The sequence below is a fragment of the Alkalispirillum mobile genome, assembly GCF_003664325.1.
Lineage (GTDB): Bacteria > Pseudomonadota > Gammaproteobacteria > Nitrococcales > Halorhodospiraceae > Alkalilimnicola > Alkalilimnicola mobilis.
In genome coordinates this window covers 1,464,388-1,477,755 of the sequence record NZ_RCDA01000001.1, presented here as the reverse complement: position 1 = coordinate 1,477,755, position 13,368 = coordinate 1,464,388, and the positions used below count along the sequence as shown (strand labels likewise).

At 69.2% G+C, this 13,368-nt stretch carries 14 protein-coding genes and 1 tRNA gene; 12 read left to right on the top strand and 3 right to left on the bottom strand.

What is annotated here, in order from left to right:
* Positions 1-50: 50 nt before the first annotated feature.
* Positions 51-482, top strand: a complete 432-nt coding sequence (gene dksA / locus DFR31_RS07055) for an RNA polymerase-binding protein DksA (protein WP_121442193.1) — start codon at positions 51-53, stop codon at positions 480-482.
* 125 nt (positions 483-607) lie between these two features.
* Complete coding sequence (locus tag DFR31_RS07050; protein ID WP_121441892.1) at positions 608-1,357, top strand: metallophosphoesterase; 750 nt, start codon at positions 608-610, stop codon at positions 1,355-1,357.
* Here the strand turns inward: DFR31_RS07050 and prfA are convergent.
* Positions 1,354-2,439 carry a peptide chain release factor 1 gene (gene prfA / locus DFR31_RS07045; protein ID WP_121441891.1) on the bottom strand — a complete coding sequence of 362 codons (1,086 nt, stop codon included), beginning with the start codon at positions 2,437-2,439 and terminating at the stop codon, positions 1,354-1,356. The genes DFR31_RS07050 and prfA overlap by 4 nt on opposite strands.
* Positions 2,366-3,706 (bottom strand): glutamyl-tRNA reductase, encoded by a 1,341-nt coding sequence (hemA, locus tag DFR31_RS07040; RefSeq protein ID WP_121441890.1) that lies wholly within the window; start codon positions 3,704-3,706, stop codon positions 2,366-2,368. The genes prfA and hemA overlap by 74 nt, the downstream gene beginning before the upstream one ends.
* Positions 3,707-3,846: 140 nt before the next feature.
* Between hemA and DFR31_RS07035 the strand changes: the two genes are divergently transcribed.
* From DFR31_RS07035 to ychF, 8 genes are all read left to right on the top strand, one after another.
* Complete coding sequence (locus DFR31_RS07035; protein ID WP_121441889.1) at positions 3,847-5,613, top strand: tetratricopeptide repeat protein; 1,767 nt, start codon at positions 3,847-3,849, stop codon at positions 5,611-5,613.
* A complete protein-coding gene (gene lolB, locus DFR31_RS07030; protein WP_121441888.1) occupies positions 5,610-6,212 on the top strand; it encodes a lipoprotein insertase outer membrane protein LolB in 603 nt (200 codons plus the stop codon). The genes DFR31_RS07035 and lolB overlap by 4 nt, the downstream gene beginning before the upstream one ends.
* Complete coding sequence (gene ispE, locus DFR31_RS07025; protein WP_121441887.1) at positions 6,209-7,099, top strand: 4-(cytidine 5'-diphospho)-2-C-methyl-D-erythritol kinase; 891 nt, start codon at positions 6,209-6,211, stop codon at positions 7,097-7,099. Before lolB ends, ispE begins: the two co-directional genes overlap by 4 nt.
* 29 nt (positions 7,100-7,128) lie before the next feature.
* A tRNA-Gln gene (locus DFR31_RS07020) sits at positions 7,129-7,203 on the top strand.
* 61 nt (positions 7,204-7,264) lie between these two features.
* Positions 7,265-8,221 carry a ribose-phosphate diphosphokinase gene (locus tag DFR31_RS07015; RefSeq protein ID WP_281273349.1) on the top strand — a complete coding sequence of 319 codons (957 nt, stop codon included), beginning with the start codon at positions 7,265-7,267 and terminating at the stop codon, positions 8,219-8,221.
* A gap of 98 nt (positions 8,222-8,319) precedes the next feature.
* Positions 8,320-8,967, top strand: coding sequence for a 50S ribosomal protein L25/general stress protein Ctc (locus DFR31_RS07010; protein WP_121441885.1), 648 nt, complete (start codon positions 8,320-8,322; stop codon positions 8,965-8,967).
* Positions 8,968-8,994: 27 nt separating this feature from the next.
* Positions 8,995-9,588, top strand: coding sequence for an aminoacyl-tRNA hydrolase (pth, locus tag DFR31_RS07005; protein ID WP_121441884.1), 594 nt, complete (start codon positions 8,995-8,997; stop codon positions 9,586-9,588).
* Positions 9,589-9,621: 33 nt separating this feature from the next.
* Positions 9,622-10,713 carry a redox-regulated ATPase YchF gene (gene ychF / locus DFR31_RS07000; RefSeq protein ID WP_121441883.1) on the top strand — a complete coding sequence of 364 codons (1,092 nt, stop codon included), beginning with the start codon at positions 9,622-9,624 and terminating at the stop codon, positions 10,711-10,713.
* On the opposite strand, the gene DFR31_RS06995 is transcribed toward ychF, so the two are convergent.
* Complete coding sequence (locus tag DFR31_RS06995) at positions 10,703-11,569, bottom strand: sterol desaturase family protein (protein WP_121441882.1); 867 nt, start codon at positions 11,567-11,569, stop codon at positions 10,703-10,705. The two genes, ychF and DFR31_RS06995, sit on opposite strands and share 11 nt — an antisense overlap.
* Positions 11,570-11,665: 96 nt before the next feature.
* Here DFR31_RS06995 and DFR31_RS06990 point away from each other — a divergent pair, with 96 nt between their 5' ends.
* Positions 11,666-11,899, top strand: coding sequence for a SlyX family protein (locus DFR31_RS06990; protein WP_121441881.1), 234 nt, complete (start codon positions 11,666-11,668; stop codon positions 11,897-11,899).
* 118 nt (positions 11,900-12,017) lie between these two features.
* Positions 12,018-13,361 (top strand): UDP-glucose dehydrogenase family protein, encoded by a 1,344-nt coding sequence (locus DFR31_RS06985; RefSeq protein WP_121441880.1) that lies wholly within the window; start codon positions 12,018-12,020, stop codon positions 13,359-13,361.
* Positions 13,362-13,368 lie beyond the last annotated feature (7 nt).

Sequence of the window (13,368 nt, the reverse complement as noted above, 5' to 3'; positions counted from 1 at the left end):
GCGCCGGCGCAGTGCTGCGGCACGGCGCTGAGACCATGGAGGACATAATCATGGCAGACAAACGCAGGCTTCCCGTGCACGGCATCGAGCCGTACCAGCTGGAGGAAGGCGAGGAGTACATGAACGAGGAGCAGCTGGCGCACTTCCGCGAGTTGCTGCTGGCCTGGAAGCGCGAGCTCCAGGAAGAGGTGGAGCGTACCGTGCACCACATGCGCGATGACGCCAACAACTACGCCGACCCCAACGACCGGGCAACGCAGGAAGAGGAGTTCGCCCTCGAACTGCGCACCCGCGACCGTGAGCGCAAGCTGATCCGCAAGATCGACCAGACGCTGGAGCGGATCCGCAAGGACGATTACGGCTATTGCGATCAGTGCGGCATCGAGATCGGCCTGCGCCGGCTGGAAGCGCGGCCCACGGCCACCTTGTGCATCGACTGCAAGACGTTGGACGAGATCCGCGAGCGCCAGCGCGTCGCCTGATAGCGCGCGGTTTCGGCACGGCGTTGCCGTTGCCAACCCAGGGGGCCCGCGCCGGCCCGGTCTAGCAGGCCGGGCCGGCGCGGGCCCTTTGCGTTTTTACCCGAAGCAACCCCTGGGTGTGCCCCATGGCCCCGAAACGCCTGGTTCAGATCACCGACTGCCACCTGAGCGCGGCACCGGGCGAGCCGGTACGCGGGATGGATCCCTGGCAGACGCTGGACGCGGTGCTGGCCCATATCCGGAAAGGCCCCCGCCCCGACCTGCTGCTGGTCTCCGGCGACCTCACCCAGGACTTGGGCGAGCCGGTGCTGCGCGCCCTGCGCGACCGGCTGACCCCGCTGGCGGACCGGGTGCTGGCGCTGCCCGGTAACCACGACGACCCGGAAGCGCTGGCGCGCGTCTTCCCCGGCAGCCCGGTGGGCACCGCTGCCACCAGCCACGTGCTGGGCGAGTGGCAACTGCTGCTGATGGATACCTCCCGGCCTGGGGAGGCGGGGGGTGAGATGGGCGGGCAGCGGCTGGAGGCCCTGGAGTTCCTGCTGCGCGAGGGGCCCGTGCTGTGCGCAGGCCACCACCAGCCCGCGCCCGCCGGTTCCGCCTGGCTGGATGCCATTGGCCTCAGGGATGGTGCCGCGCTGCTGGCGCGCCTGGCCCGGCGTCCGCAGGTGCAGGGCATGCTCTTCGGCCACGTTCACCAGACATTCGACCGGCGCTACGAGGGCCTGCGCCTGCTGGGCACGCCGGCGACCTGCTTCCAGTTCCGGCCCGGGCGGGCCCGCTTCGCGCTGGATCCCGGCCGCCGGCCCGGTTACCGCACGGTCCGGCTCTGGCCCGACGGGCGGCTCACCTCGCGCGTGCTACGGGTACCGGCCTAGTCTTCGGACAGGGCGGCCAGCTGGTCCGCCTGGTGCTCGGTGCGCAGCGGCTCCACCAGCTGGTCCAGGTCGCCCTGCAGGATCTCGTCCAGCCGGTAGAGGGTGAGGTTGATGCGGTGATCGGTGACCCGCCCCTGGGGGAAGTTGTACGTGCGGATCCGCTCCGAGCGGTCACCGCTGCCCACCAGCTGGCGGCGCTGCTCGGTGGTCTGGGCGCTCTGCTCCGCCTGCTGCGCATCCTGCAGCCGCGCCTGCAGCAGGGCCATGGCCTGGGCCCGGTTCTTGTGTTGCGAGCGCTCGCTCTGGCACTCCACCACCACCCCGGTGGGCAGGTGGGTGATGCGGATGGCCGAGTCGGTCTTGTTGACGTGCTGGCCGCCGGCCCCCGAGGCGCGGAAGGTGTCCACCCGGAGTTCGGCGGGGTTGATGTTGATCTCCTCCACCGCGTCCGGCTCCGGCAGCACGGCCACCGTGCAGGCGGAGGTGTGGATGCGGCCCTGGGATTCGGTCTCCGGCACCCGCTGCACGCGGTGCGCGCCGGACTCGAACTTGAGCCGCGACCAAGCGCCCTCGCCGACGACCCGGGTGATGACCTCCTTGTAGCCGCCCTGGTCCCCCTCGCTGGCGCTCACCGCCTCCAGGCGCCAGCCCTGGCGCTCGGCGTAACGGGCGTACATCCGCAGCAGATCGCCGGCAAACAGCGCTGCCTCGTCACCGCCGGTGCCAGCGCGCACCTCCAGGTAGAGGTTGCGGCCGTCGTTGGGGTCCGGCGGGAGCAGCAGCACCTGCAGCTCCGCCTCCAGCGCTTCCAGGCGTGCCTGGCTCTGGCTGATCTCGTCCTCGGCCATCTCGCGGATGTCGGCGTCGTCGTCGCCGGCCATTTCGCGCGCCGAGGCCAGTGCCTGCTCGGCGTCTTCGTAGGCGCCCAGCTGGGCGACGATGGGCTCGAGATGGGCGTACTCCCGGGACAGCGTGGCAAAGCGCTTCTGGTCGGCGGCCGTGTCCGGCTCAGCCAGTAGAGCGCTGATCTCCTCGTGCCGTTCCCGGAGTCGTTCCAGTTTCGTCCTGATGGAGGCTTTCACGGGTGTCCTCGTTGGCGTTGTCGATCTGCAGCAGGGTGCGCGCCAGTTCGATGCGCTCGCGGTCACCGGCCTCGGCCGCCTCGCGCAGGCCCACGGTGGGGGCGTGCAGCAGGCGGTTGGTGAGCGTGTGCGTCAGCCAGGCCAGGACCCGCTCCGGGGGCTCGCCCCGGCGCAGCCGGCGTTGGGCGCGTTGCAGCAGTTCGCGGGCGTGCTCGTGCCCGCGCTCGCGGAAATCACAGATGCTGGCCACCGCCTGTTGCGCCCGGCGCCAGCTGAGGAACTGGTCCACCTGCCGCTGGACGATCTCCTCGGCCTGCTGGGCCGCCTCTTCGCGGGAGCGGCGATTCTCGGCGATGACCTCGCGCAGGTCGTCCACGGTGTACAGGTAGACATCGTCCAGGTTGCCGGCCTCCGGCTCGATGTCGCGGGGCACGGCCAGGTCCAGCATGAACATGGGCCGGTGGCGCCGCTTGCGCACGGCGCGCTCCACCGTGCCCTTGCCCAGAATGGGCAGCGGACTGGCGGTGGAGGCCACCAGTACGTCCGCCTCGGGCAGGCGGGCCGGGATCTCGCTCAGCGGGATCGCCTCGCCGCCGGCGATATCCACCAGGTGGCGGGCCCGCTCCAGGTTTCGATTGGCGACGATCAGGTTCTTCAGGCCCTGCTCGCGCAGGTGCTGGGCCACCAGCTCGATGGTCTCGCCGGCGCCGATCAGCAGCGCGGTGCGGTTCTGGAAGTCGTCGAAGATCTGCCGTGCCAGGGTGACGGCGGCGAAAGCCACCGAGACCGGATTGGCGCCGATGCCGGTATCCGTGCGCACCTGCTTGGCCACGGCAAAGGCGTGCTGGAACAGCCGGTCCAGCACCCGGCTCATGGTGCCGGCCTCGCAGGCGCCCTGGTAGGCGATCTTGGCCTGGCCCAGGATCTGCGGTTCGCCCAGCACCAGCGAGTCCAGACCCGCGGACACGCGCATCAGGTGGCGTACCGCGCCGGCCCCCTCGTGCAGGTAGAGGTAACCGCGCAGCCAGTCCGGGTCCAGCCGGTGATAGCGGGCCAGCCACTCGCCGAGCATGTCGGGGCTGCGCTCGTCCATCCGCACGTACAGCTCGGTGCGGTTGCAGGTGGACAGGATGGCGGCCTCGCGGGCCGTGGTATGGGCGCGCAGGTGCCGCAGCGCCGAACTGACCGCGTCCGGCGCGAAGACGATCTGCTCCCGCACATCCACGGGGGCGCTCTTGTGGTTAAGGCCCAGGGCGAACAGTGACATGGACGGCTACGGGTCAGCGGCGCTGCACGCGCCGGTGGCTTTCCGGGGCGGACGGCAAGCGGCCCACCGGCTGGTGTTGTACAGGTGCATCGGGCATCATCGCTATGGTAACTCTTTAATCCCCCGAGGGCAGCATTGGCATGCAGATAGACCGCCTGAGACAGCTCATCCGGCCGCGCGTCGGGCCCCGCCAGGTCCTGCCGGTGGCGCTTGCCCTGGCCCTGGTGCTGGCATTGGCCGGCTGTGCCAGCGTGCAACCGGAGCCGACCGAGCCCCGGGCCGAATCCCCCGTCCAGCTGGTGGACGACCTGCCGGACTGGCAGGAGGTCGGCAAGGCGCTGCTGCTCTACCACATGCTGGTGGCGGAGATCGCCCGCCAGCAGGGCGATACCGAGCAGGCGCTGGCCGCCTACCTGGAGGCCATGCATCTTACCCGCGATACCCGCCCGGCAGAACAGGCAGCGCAACTGGCGATCATCCGCGGGCAGGTGGACGAGGCGCTGCGCGCCCTGCAGCGCTGGGATGAGCTGGACGATGACAACGCCGAGGTGGACCGGCTGTTGGGGCTGCTCTACCTGCGCAGCGGTGACGGTGAGCAGGCCTATCACCACCTGTCGCAGTACCTGGGTGCCCTCGACGGCGAGGTGCGCGAGGCGTTCCGCGGGCTGGGTGAGCTCCTCGGGCGGGAGGCGCAGCCGGCGCTCGCCCTGCAGGTGCTGGGGGAGCTGGCCGAGGAGTACAGCGGGCATGCCAGTGCCCAGGTGGCCCTCTCCCAGGCGGCCTTGCAGCTCGGCGAGCGGGAAACCGCGTTGGAGGCGGCGCGCAAGGCCGGCGAGCTCGACCCGGACTGGCGCGTGCCGCGCATGCTTGAGGTGCAGGCCCTGGTGAACCTGGGGCGTGCCGAGAGCGCCATCGACGTCGTGGAACGACTGCTGGCCGAGGACGCCGAGGACCGCAGCCTGCGCATGCTGCACGCCCGGTTGCTGGTCAATCTGGGGCACCGGGAGCGCGCCCTGGAGGAGTTCCGCGTGCTTATGGCGCAGCGCCCGGACGACCTGGAGGTGGCCTACGGCGCCGCGCTGCTGGCCACCGACCTGGACCGTTACGACGAGGCCCGCGAGTACTGGCAGTTCATCGCCAAGCGCAGCTATCAGCGCGCCGAGGCCTTTTACCGCCTGGGCCGCATTGCCGAAGAGGAGGGCGATCTGACCGAGGCGGAGGGCTGGTACGAACGGGTGCCCGGCGAATACTGGACCGATGCCCAGCTGGCGCTGGCGCGCCTGGAGATGGAGCGCGACGACACCGAGGCGGCCCATGCGCGGCTGGCGGCGGTACGGGAGCAGCGCCCCGCGGAGCAGACCCGCGCCTGGGTCCAGGAGGCGCACCTGCTCAGTCAGCGCGGTGAGCCCGGGGCCGCCGCGGAGCTGTTGGACGAGGCCCTGGAGGCCGAGCCCGGTGATCACGGGCTGCTCTACGCCCGGGCGCTGGCCCGTGTGCAGCTGGACGACCTGGCGGGGGCCGAGGCGGACCTGCGGGCCATTCTGGAGGACGAGCCGGACGACGCCCACGCCCTCAATGCCCTGGGCTACACGCTGGCCGATGCCGGTGAGCGGCTGGAGGAGGCCCGGGAGCTGATCGGCCGCGCCCTGGAGCTGGAGCCCGACCACCCGGCCATCCTGGACAGCAAGGGGTGGGTGCTCTACCGGCAGGGCAAGCCGGAAGAGGCACTGGACTACCTGGAGCGCGCCTGGGCCCGTCAGCCGGACCCGGAGATCGGGGCCCACCTGGGTGAGGTGCTCTGGACGCTGGAGCGCGAGGCGGAGGCCCGCGCGATCTGGGAGGCGGCACAGGAGATCGATGACGAGCACCCGGTGCTGCAGGAGACCCTGGAGCGGTTGCTGCCATGATGCGGGCCCGTGTCTGGATCACCCTGGCCGCGCTGGTGCTGCTGTCGGCCTGCGCCACCATCCCCGAGCCGGTGGACGACCCGCAGGCGCGGTACCGCCAGGCCGCGGAGCAGTTGCTGGCCTACACCGAGTGGGACGCCCGCGGCCGGGCGGCGCTGCGCACCGCCGATGACTCGGGCAGCCTGTCGCTGGACTGGCAGCAGCGCGGCGAGGCCTACCAGGTGGACCTGCGCGCGCCGATGGGCGCCGGCAGTGCCCGCCTGGAAGGCGACGCCGCGGGGGTGGTGCTCACCACCTCGGCCGGCGACCGGGAGGCGGCACCCGACCCCGAGACCCTGGTGGCCTGGTACACCGGCTACCAGGTGCCGGTCAGTGCCCTGCAATACTGGCTGCGTGGCCTCGCCGCGCCGGACCAGGACGTGGAGGCGCTGGCGCTGGACCCGGCCGGCCGGCCCGAGCGTCTGGTTCAGGCCGGCTGGGAAGTGGTCTACCGGGACTGGACCGAGGTCAATGGCCTGCCCATGCCAAGGCGGCTGGACATCGCCCGCGGCGATGACCATGTCCGGGTGGTGATCCGCGACTGGAGCCTGGAGCCGTGAGCGGCGCCGGCACGGACTGGTCCCGCGGCTGGCCCGCACCGGCCAAGCTCAACCTGTTTCTGCACATCCTCGGCCGGCGGCCCGATGGCTACCACGAGCTGGAAACCGCCTTCCAGCTGTTGGACCGGGGCGACGAGCTGGCCTTCCGGGTGCGCGCCGATGGTGCTATCCGCCGGCTCGGCGGCCTGGCCCACGTGCCCGAGGCGGAGGACCTGGTGGTGCGGGCGGCGCGCCTGCTGCAGCAAGCCGCCGGCACCCGGCTGGGGGCCGATATCCACCTGGACAAGCGCCTGCCCGATGGGGGCGGCCTGGGTGGCGGCAGCTCCAATGCCGCCACCGTCCTGCGGGCGCTGAACCGGCTCTGGGGGGCGGGCCTGAGCGAGGATGCCCTTGCGGAACTCGGGCTGAAACTGGGGGCCGATGTGCCGGTCTTCGTGCGCGGGCACACCGCCTGGGCGCAGGGCGTGGGCGAGCAGCTCACCCCTATCGAGACGCCGCCGCACTGGTTCCTGGTGGTGCATCCGGGCTGTGCCGTCTCCACCGCAGCGGTGTTCTCCGCGGAGGGTTTGACAAGGGACAGCGCTCCGAGCACAATATCGGCCCTTCGCGCCGGGAGGGTCCGCAATGACTGCGAGGCCTGGGTGCGTGCCCGCTACCGGGCAGTGGACGTGGCGCTCGTCTGGCTGTCGCGGTTTGCGCCGGCGCGGCTGACCGGCACGGGGGCCTGCGTCTTCGCGGCTTTTGCCGAGGAGGCCCAGGCGCAGCAAGCGCTGGACGAAATGCCGGCGGCGTGGCAGGGTATAGTGGCACAGGGTGTCGCGCACTCACCCCTGCTGCAGCGGCTGCAGGCCGAACAGGACAGTGCAGGTCGGAGCACTCCGGTCTAGCCGATTACTGATCGGCGCAAGTCAACAACTGGGGCGTCGCCAAGCGGTAAGGCACGGGTTTTTGGTATCCGCATTCCCAGGTTCGAATCCTGGCGCCCCAGCCATTTTTCCCTTCCCGCGAGCAGCCGGCTTAACCGGACCGCAACCGCAACGGGGTAGTGCGCTGTGAATGACAACGGACGCATGATGGTGTTTGCGGGTAACTCCAACCCGCAGCTTGCCGAGTCCATTGCTGAACATCTCAAGATCCGCCTGGGCCACGCCGTGGTCGGTCGCTTCAGCGACGGCGAGGTGATGGTCGAGATCAACGAGCACGTGCGCGGCAAGGACGTCTTCGTCGTCCAGTCCACCTGCGCACCCAGCAACGACAACCTCATGGAGTTGCTGGTCATCGTCGACGCGTTGCGTCGCTCCTCCGCTGCCCGCATCACCGCGGTTATCCCTTACTTCGGCTACGCTCGCCAGGACCGGCGCCCGCGCTCCCAGCGCGTGCCCATCACTGCCCGCCTGGTGGCCAACATGCTGGAGGCGGCCGGGGTCAACCGCGTGCTCACCGTGGACCTGCACGCCGACCAGATCCAGGGCTTTTTCAACATTGCCGTGGACAACGTCTACGCCTCGCCGATGCTGCTGGGCGATATCTGGCGCCAACTCTACCCGCGCAAGATCGTCGTCTCGCCCGACGTGGGCGGCGTGGTGCGCGCCCGGGCCATCGCCAAGCGCCTGGACGACGCCGACCTGGCGATCATCGACAAGCGCCGGCCGCGGGCCAACGAATCCAAGGTCATGAACATCATCGGCGATGTGCAGGACAAGACCTGCATCATCGTCGACGACATTGTCGACACCGCCGGCACCCTGTGCGAGGCCGCCAAGGTGCTGAAGGACAAGGGTGCGTTCAAGGTGGTGGCCTACATCACCCACCCGGTGCTGTCCGGCAATGCCATCAGCCGCATCAGCGAGTCCCATCTGGACGAGTTGGTGGTGAGCAACACGATCCCGCTGGGCAGCGAGGCGCAGTCCTGCGACAAGATCCGCCAGCTGTCCATGGCCGACATCCTGGCCGAGACCATGCGCCGGGTCAGCCAGGACGAGTCGGTCAGCGAGCTGTTCGTGGAGTAACACCGGTTTCAAACGCGGGGCCGCCTCCGGGGCGGCTCTTTACCACAAGCCGCCGAACCTGGTCGCGGGGGAGGCGGTATTTTGTATGGAGAGGACCCATGTCTGCCATTGAAATGAAACTCGACGCCGAGCTGCGTACGGAGACAGGGAGAGGTGCGAGCCGCCGCCTGCGCCGTGCGAAGCGTGTGCCCGCCATCATTTACGGCGGCCACAAGGATCCGAAGGCCATCACGCTGAACCTGCTGCAGCTGGACCGGCTGATGCAGGAGGAGGCCTTCTACTCCCAGATCCTGACCATCACCGTGGACGGCACCCAGGAGCAGGCCATCGTCAAGGACCTGCAGCGCCACCCCTTCAAGCCGCTGGTCGAGCACGTCGACCTGCAGCGCGTGGTGGCCAATGAGAAGGTGCACACCGGCGTGCCGGTGCACTTCATCAACGAGGACAAGGCGCCTGGCATCAAGTCCGGCGGCATCATCCACCACGATGCCAACGAGATCCAGATCGCCTGCCTGCCCAAGGACCTGCCCGAGTACCTGGAGGTGGATGTCGCCGAGCTGGAGCTGGGCAAGTCCATCCACCTGTCCGAGGTGCCGCTGCCGGCCGGGGTCGAGATCCCGGAGCTGGCCCAGGGCGAGGACCACGACCACCCGGTGGTCTCCATCCACGCCAGCCGGAAGTCCAAGACCGGCGAGGGCGACGAGGAGGCCGAGGGCGAGGACGGTGAAGAGGCCGCCGAGGACTGATCCTCCGGCCCTCGAAAGGGGGTGCCCATGACTGACAGCCCTCAGCCTATTCAGCTGATCGTCGGCCTGGGCAACCCCGGCGATCGTTACGCGGGAACCCGGCACAACGCCGGGTTCTGGCTGTTGGACGAGCTGCTGCGCCGCCACGGCGGCGCGCTGCGGCCGGAGCGGCGCTATCACGCCGACCTGGCCACCCTCCATCTGGGTCCGCACCAGTGCAAGCTGCTGCGCCCGCAGACCTACATGAATCGCAGTGGCCAGGCCGTGGGCGCCTACGCCCAGTTCTTCCGCCTGCCACCGGAAGCCATCCTGGTGGTCCACGACGAGATCGACCTGCCTCCGGGCAAGGTCAAGCTCAAGCGCGGCGGTGGCCATGGGGGCCACAACGGCCTGCGCGACATCATCCGGGCCCTGGCCAACCAGCGCGGCTTCTGCCGCGCCCGCGTTGGGGTCGGTCACCCGGGGCACCGGGACGAGGTGGTGCCCTACGTGCTGTCGCGCCCCGCGCCGGATGAGCGCCGGGCCATCGACGATGCGGTGGATGACCTGGCCGACTGCGTGGAGTGGCTGTTGGCCGGCGACTGGGATCGGGCCTGCCAGCGGCTGCACTCCCGCGACTGAGCGGGCCGGACCACCTCCCCGACGGAGAGTACTATGGGTTTCAAATGCGGAATCGTGGGGCTGCCCAACGTGGGCAAGTCCACGCTGTTCAATGCGCTCACCCAGGCGGAGATCCCCGCCGAGAACTACCCCTTCTGCACCATCGACCCCAACGTGGGCGTGGTGCCGGTGCCTGATCCACGGCTGGACAAGCTGGCCGAAATCGTCAAGCCGGAGAAGGTCATCCCCACCACCATGGAGTTCGTCGATATCGCCGGGCTGGTGGCCGGGGCCAGCAAGGGGGAGGGCCTGGGCAACCAGTTCCTGGCCCACATCCGCGAAACCGACGCGGTGGCCCAGGTGCTGCGCTGTTTCGAGGACGATGACGTCCACCACGTGGACGGCCGGGTGGACCCGCTATCTGATGCCGAGACCATCAACACCGAGCTGGCGCTGGCCGACCTGGAGACGGTGGAGAAGGCGCTGAGCCGGGTGGAGCGCCAGACCAAGAGCGGCGACAAGCAGGCCATTGCCAAGCGCGACGTCCTTGCCCGGGTGCGCGATGGTCTGGGGGAAGGGCAGTCGGTGCGCAGCCTGGGGCTGAGCGAGGATGACCGGGCGCTGATCGCCGATCTGCACCTGATCACCATCAAGCCGCTGATGTACATCGCCAACGTGGCCGAGGACGGCTTCGAGGACAACCCGTTACTCGACAAGGTCCGCGAGTTGGCCGAGGCCGAGGGTGCCGAGGTGGTGGCGGTCTGCGCGGCCATCGAGGCGGAGCTGGCCGCGCTGGACGAGGACGACAAGCAGGAGTTCCTGGCCGAGTACGGCCTGGAGGAGCCGGGTCTGAACCGGGTGATCCGCTGCGGCTACCAACTCCTGGGCCTGCAGACCTTCTTCACCGCCGGCAAGAAGGAGGTGCGCGCCTGGACGGTGCGCCAGGGCGCCAGCGCGCCGGAGGGTGCGGGCCGGATCCACACTGATTTTCAGCGCGGTTTCATTCGCGCCGAGGTCACCGGTTACGACGACTTCGTCGCCTGCAACGGCGAGCAGGGGGCCAAGGAGGCGGGCAAACTGCGCCTCGAGGGCAAGGATTACATCCTCGCCGAGGGCGACGTGGTCCACTTCCGTTTCAACGTCTGACTGTCGGGGCGTCATCCTCCGGCTGTTCCGGCCGGGCGTTGATGGGATAGCTGTGCGTCGGGCCGCGGAAGGGCTGGATCAGCATGCGGTCCAGGCGCAGATCGCCGGGCTGGCGGAAGAGGTTGATCCCCAGCGTCATGCCCAGGTGGCCGTCCCGCGGCTGGGCGCGGTAAGTGCCCAGCAGCCGGTCCCACCAGGGCAGGTTGAAGCCGAAGTTGGAGTTGGTCTCGTTGGGGTGCCAGGAGTGGTGCACCCGGTGCATGTCCGGGGTCACCACCACCCAGCGCAGCGCGCGGTCCAGGCGGCTCGGCAGCCGGACGTTGCCGTGATTGAACATGGAGGTGGCATTCAGCAGCACCTCGAACAGCAGCACGGCCACCGCCGGTGCCCCGATGGCCACGATCACGCCTGCCTTGATGACCATGGAGAGCAGGATCTCCAGCGGGTGAAAGCGCAGCCCGGTGGTGACATCGAACTCCAGGTCGGTGTGGTGCATGCGGTGCAGGCGCCAGAGGGCGGGGATGGCGTGGAACATCACGTGCTGGGCCCAGATGGCGAAATCCAGCAGGATGATGCTCAGCACCACCACCAGCCAGAAGGGCCAGTCCAGCAGGTGGAATAGCCCCCAGCCCTGGGCCTCGGCGAACAGCGCGATGCCCACCGCCGCGGCGGGGAAGACCAGCCGGACGGCAATGCTGTCGACGACGATGATCCCCAGGTTGTGCGGCCAGCGGCGGCCGCGGCCGATGGCCTGGGCGCGGCGGGGCGCGAGGATCTCCCAGGCCGCCATCAGCGCAAAGATGCCGGCGAAGGCGGTCATGCGAATCAACGGCTCCTGCGCCATCAGCCAGTCCATCGGGTACTCTCCGCGTTGCGTTATCCGGGGTGCATGCCGGTCCCAGAATAAGCGGCGCCCCTGTTCTTGCCAACGACCTGATCCGCAGGAGTGGGAATGAATCACCAAGCCGACGTTACGGACGAGCGCCTGCTGCAGCTCGAGGAGAAGCAGGCGTACCAGGAGCACACCATCGGTGAGCTGGATGCCGTGATCTACCGGCAACAGCAGCAGCTCGACCGGCTCGAGCGCCGCTGCCGGGAATTAACCGGGCTGGTGGAGCGCCTGGCCCGCCAGCAGGGGGCGGGCGAGGGCTTTGACCCCGAACAGGAGCGGCCACCCCATTACTAGCGCGGGCATGCCAAACCGCCCACACTCCCCTAGAATGTAGCGCTGACAACTTCATTGCCGGCGCCCGCCGGGAAGGGCGGGGCCGTGCCAGGGAACACAGGAAAGGCTTGGGGATAACATGAAGATCACTATTTTCGGGACGGGTTACGTCGGTCTGGTCACCGGTGCCTGCTTCGCCGAGGCCGGCAACGATGTGCTGTGCGTCGACATCGACGAGGACCGCATCGCGCAGCTCAACGATGGCGATGTGCCCATCTACGAGCCCGGCCTGGAGGACATGCTGGCCTGCAACATGGACGAAGGCCGGCTCCGCTTCACCACCGACGCGGCCGAGGGCGTGGCCCACGGGCAGTTCCAGTTCATTGCCGTGGGCACCCCACCCGACGAGGATGGCTCCGCGGACCTCCAGCACGTGCTGGCCGTGGCCCGCACCATCGGCGAGCACATGGATGACTACCGGGTGGTGGTCAACAAGTCCACCGTGCCCGTGGGCACCGCGGACCGGGTGCACGCCGCGGTGCTTGAAGCCCTGGAGGCCCAGGGCCTGGACGTGGACTTCGACGTGGTCTCTAACCCGGAGTTTCTCAAGGAAGGGGACGCCATTGATGACTTCATGAAGCCGGACCGGATCATTGTTGGCGCGGAACGGCCCGGTGCGGTGGAGCTGATGCGTGACCTCTACGCCCCGTTCAACCGCAACCATGAGCGGCTGATCTTCATGGACGTGCGCTCGGCGGAGCTGACCAAGTACGCCTCCAACGCCATGCTGGCTACCAAGATCAGCTTCATGAACGAACTGTCCAACCTGGCCGAGCGGCTGGGCGCGGACATCGAGGAGGTGCGCCGCGGCATGGGCTCCGACCCGCGGATCGGCTACCACTTCATCTACCCCGGCTGTGGCTACGGCGGTTCCTGCTTCCCCAAGGACGTGCAGGCGCTGGCCCGCACCGCCCGCGAGGCCCACTATGAACCGGAGCTGCTGGACGCCGTCGAGGCCGTGAACCACCGCCAGAAGCGCCACCTGGTGCGCCGCATTCGCCACCACTTCGACGACAACCTGGAGGGGCTGACCTTCGCCCTCTGGGGCCTGGCCTTCAAGCCCAACACCGACGACATGCGCGAGGCACCGTCGCGGGTCATTATGGAAGCGCTGTGGGATGCCGGGGCCCGGGTCCAGGCCTATGACCCGGAGGCCCAGGACGAGGCGGCCCGCCTCTACCCCGACGAGTCGGCGCTGGAGCTCTGCGGCAGCCCCTACGACGCCCTGGAGGGTGCGGATGCGCTGATCATCTGCACGGAGTGGCAGGTCTTCCGCAGCCCCGACTTCGAGCGGGTCCAGCGGCTGCTGCGCGAGCCGCTGATCTTCGACGGCCGCAACCTCTACGACCCGGAGAAGATGCTGGCGGCCGGGTTCGTCTATTACGGCATCGGCCGGGGCGAGAGCGTGGACACCCTGATCTGAGGCGGGC

What these genes read in the sequence shown, in the direction of transcription:
- DFR31_RS06985 (WP_121441880.1), top strand. Translation starts at nt 12,018, where the DNA reads ATGAAGATCACTATTTTCGGGACGGGTTACGTCGGTCTGGTCACCGGT.
- hemA (WP_121441890.1), bottom strand. Translation starts at nt 3,706, where the DNA reads ATGTCACTGTTCGCCCTGGGCCTTAACCACAAGAGCGCCCCCGTGGAT.
- dksA (WP_121442193.1), top strand. Translation starts at nt 51, where the DNA reads ATGGCAGACAAACGCAGGCTTCCCGTGCACGGCATCGAGCCGTACCAG.
- ychF (WP_121441883.1), top strand. Translation starts at nt 9,622, where the DNA reads ATGGGTTTCAAATGCGGAATCGTGGGGCTGCCCAACGTGGGCAAGTCC.
- DFR31_RS07035 (WP_121441889.1), top strand. Translation starts at nt 3,847, where the DNA reads ATGCAGATAGACCGCCTGAGACAGCTCATCCGGCCGCGCGTCGGGCCC.
- DFR31_RS06995 (WP_121441882.1), bottom strand. Translation starts at nt 11,569, where the DNA reads ATGGACTGGCTGATGGCGCAGGAGCCGTTGATTCGCATGACCGCCTTC.
- DFR31_RS07050 (WP_121441892.1), top strand. Translation starts at nt 608, where the DNA reads ATGGCCCCGAAACGCCTGGTTCAGATCACCGACTGCCACCTGAGCGCG.
- lolB (WP_121441888.1), top strand. Translation starts at nt 5,610, where the DNA reads ATGATGCGGGCCCGTGTCTGGATCACCCTGGCCGCGCTGGTGCTGCTG.
- pth (WP_121441884.1), top strand. Translation starts at nt 8,995, where the DNA reads ATGACTGACAGCCCTCAGCCTATTCAGCTGATCGTCGGCCTGGGCAAC.
- DFR31_RS07010 (WP_121441885.1), top strand. Translation starts at nt 8,320, where the DNA reads ATGTCTGCCATTGAAATGAAACTCGACGCCGAGCTGCGTACGGAGACA.
- DFR31_RS06990 (WP_121441881.1), top strand. Translation starts at nt 11,666, where the DNA reads ATGAATCACCAAGCCGACGTTACGGACGAGCGCCTGCTGCAGCTCGAG.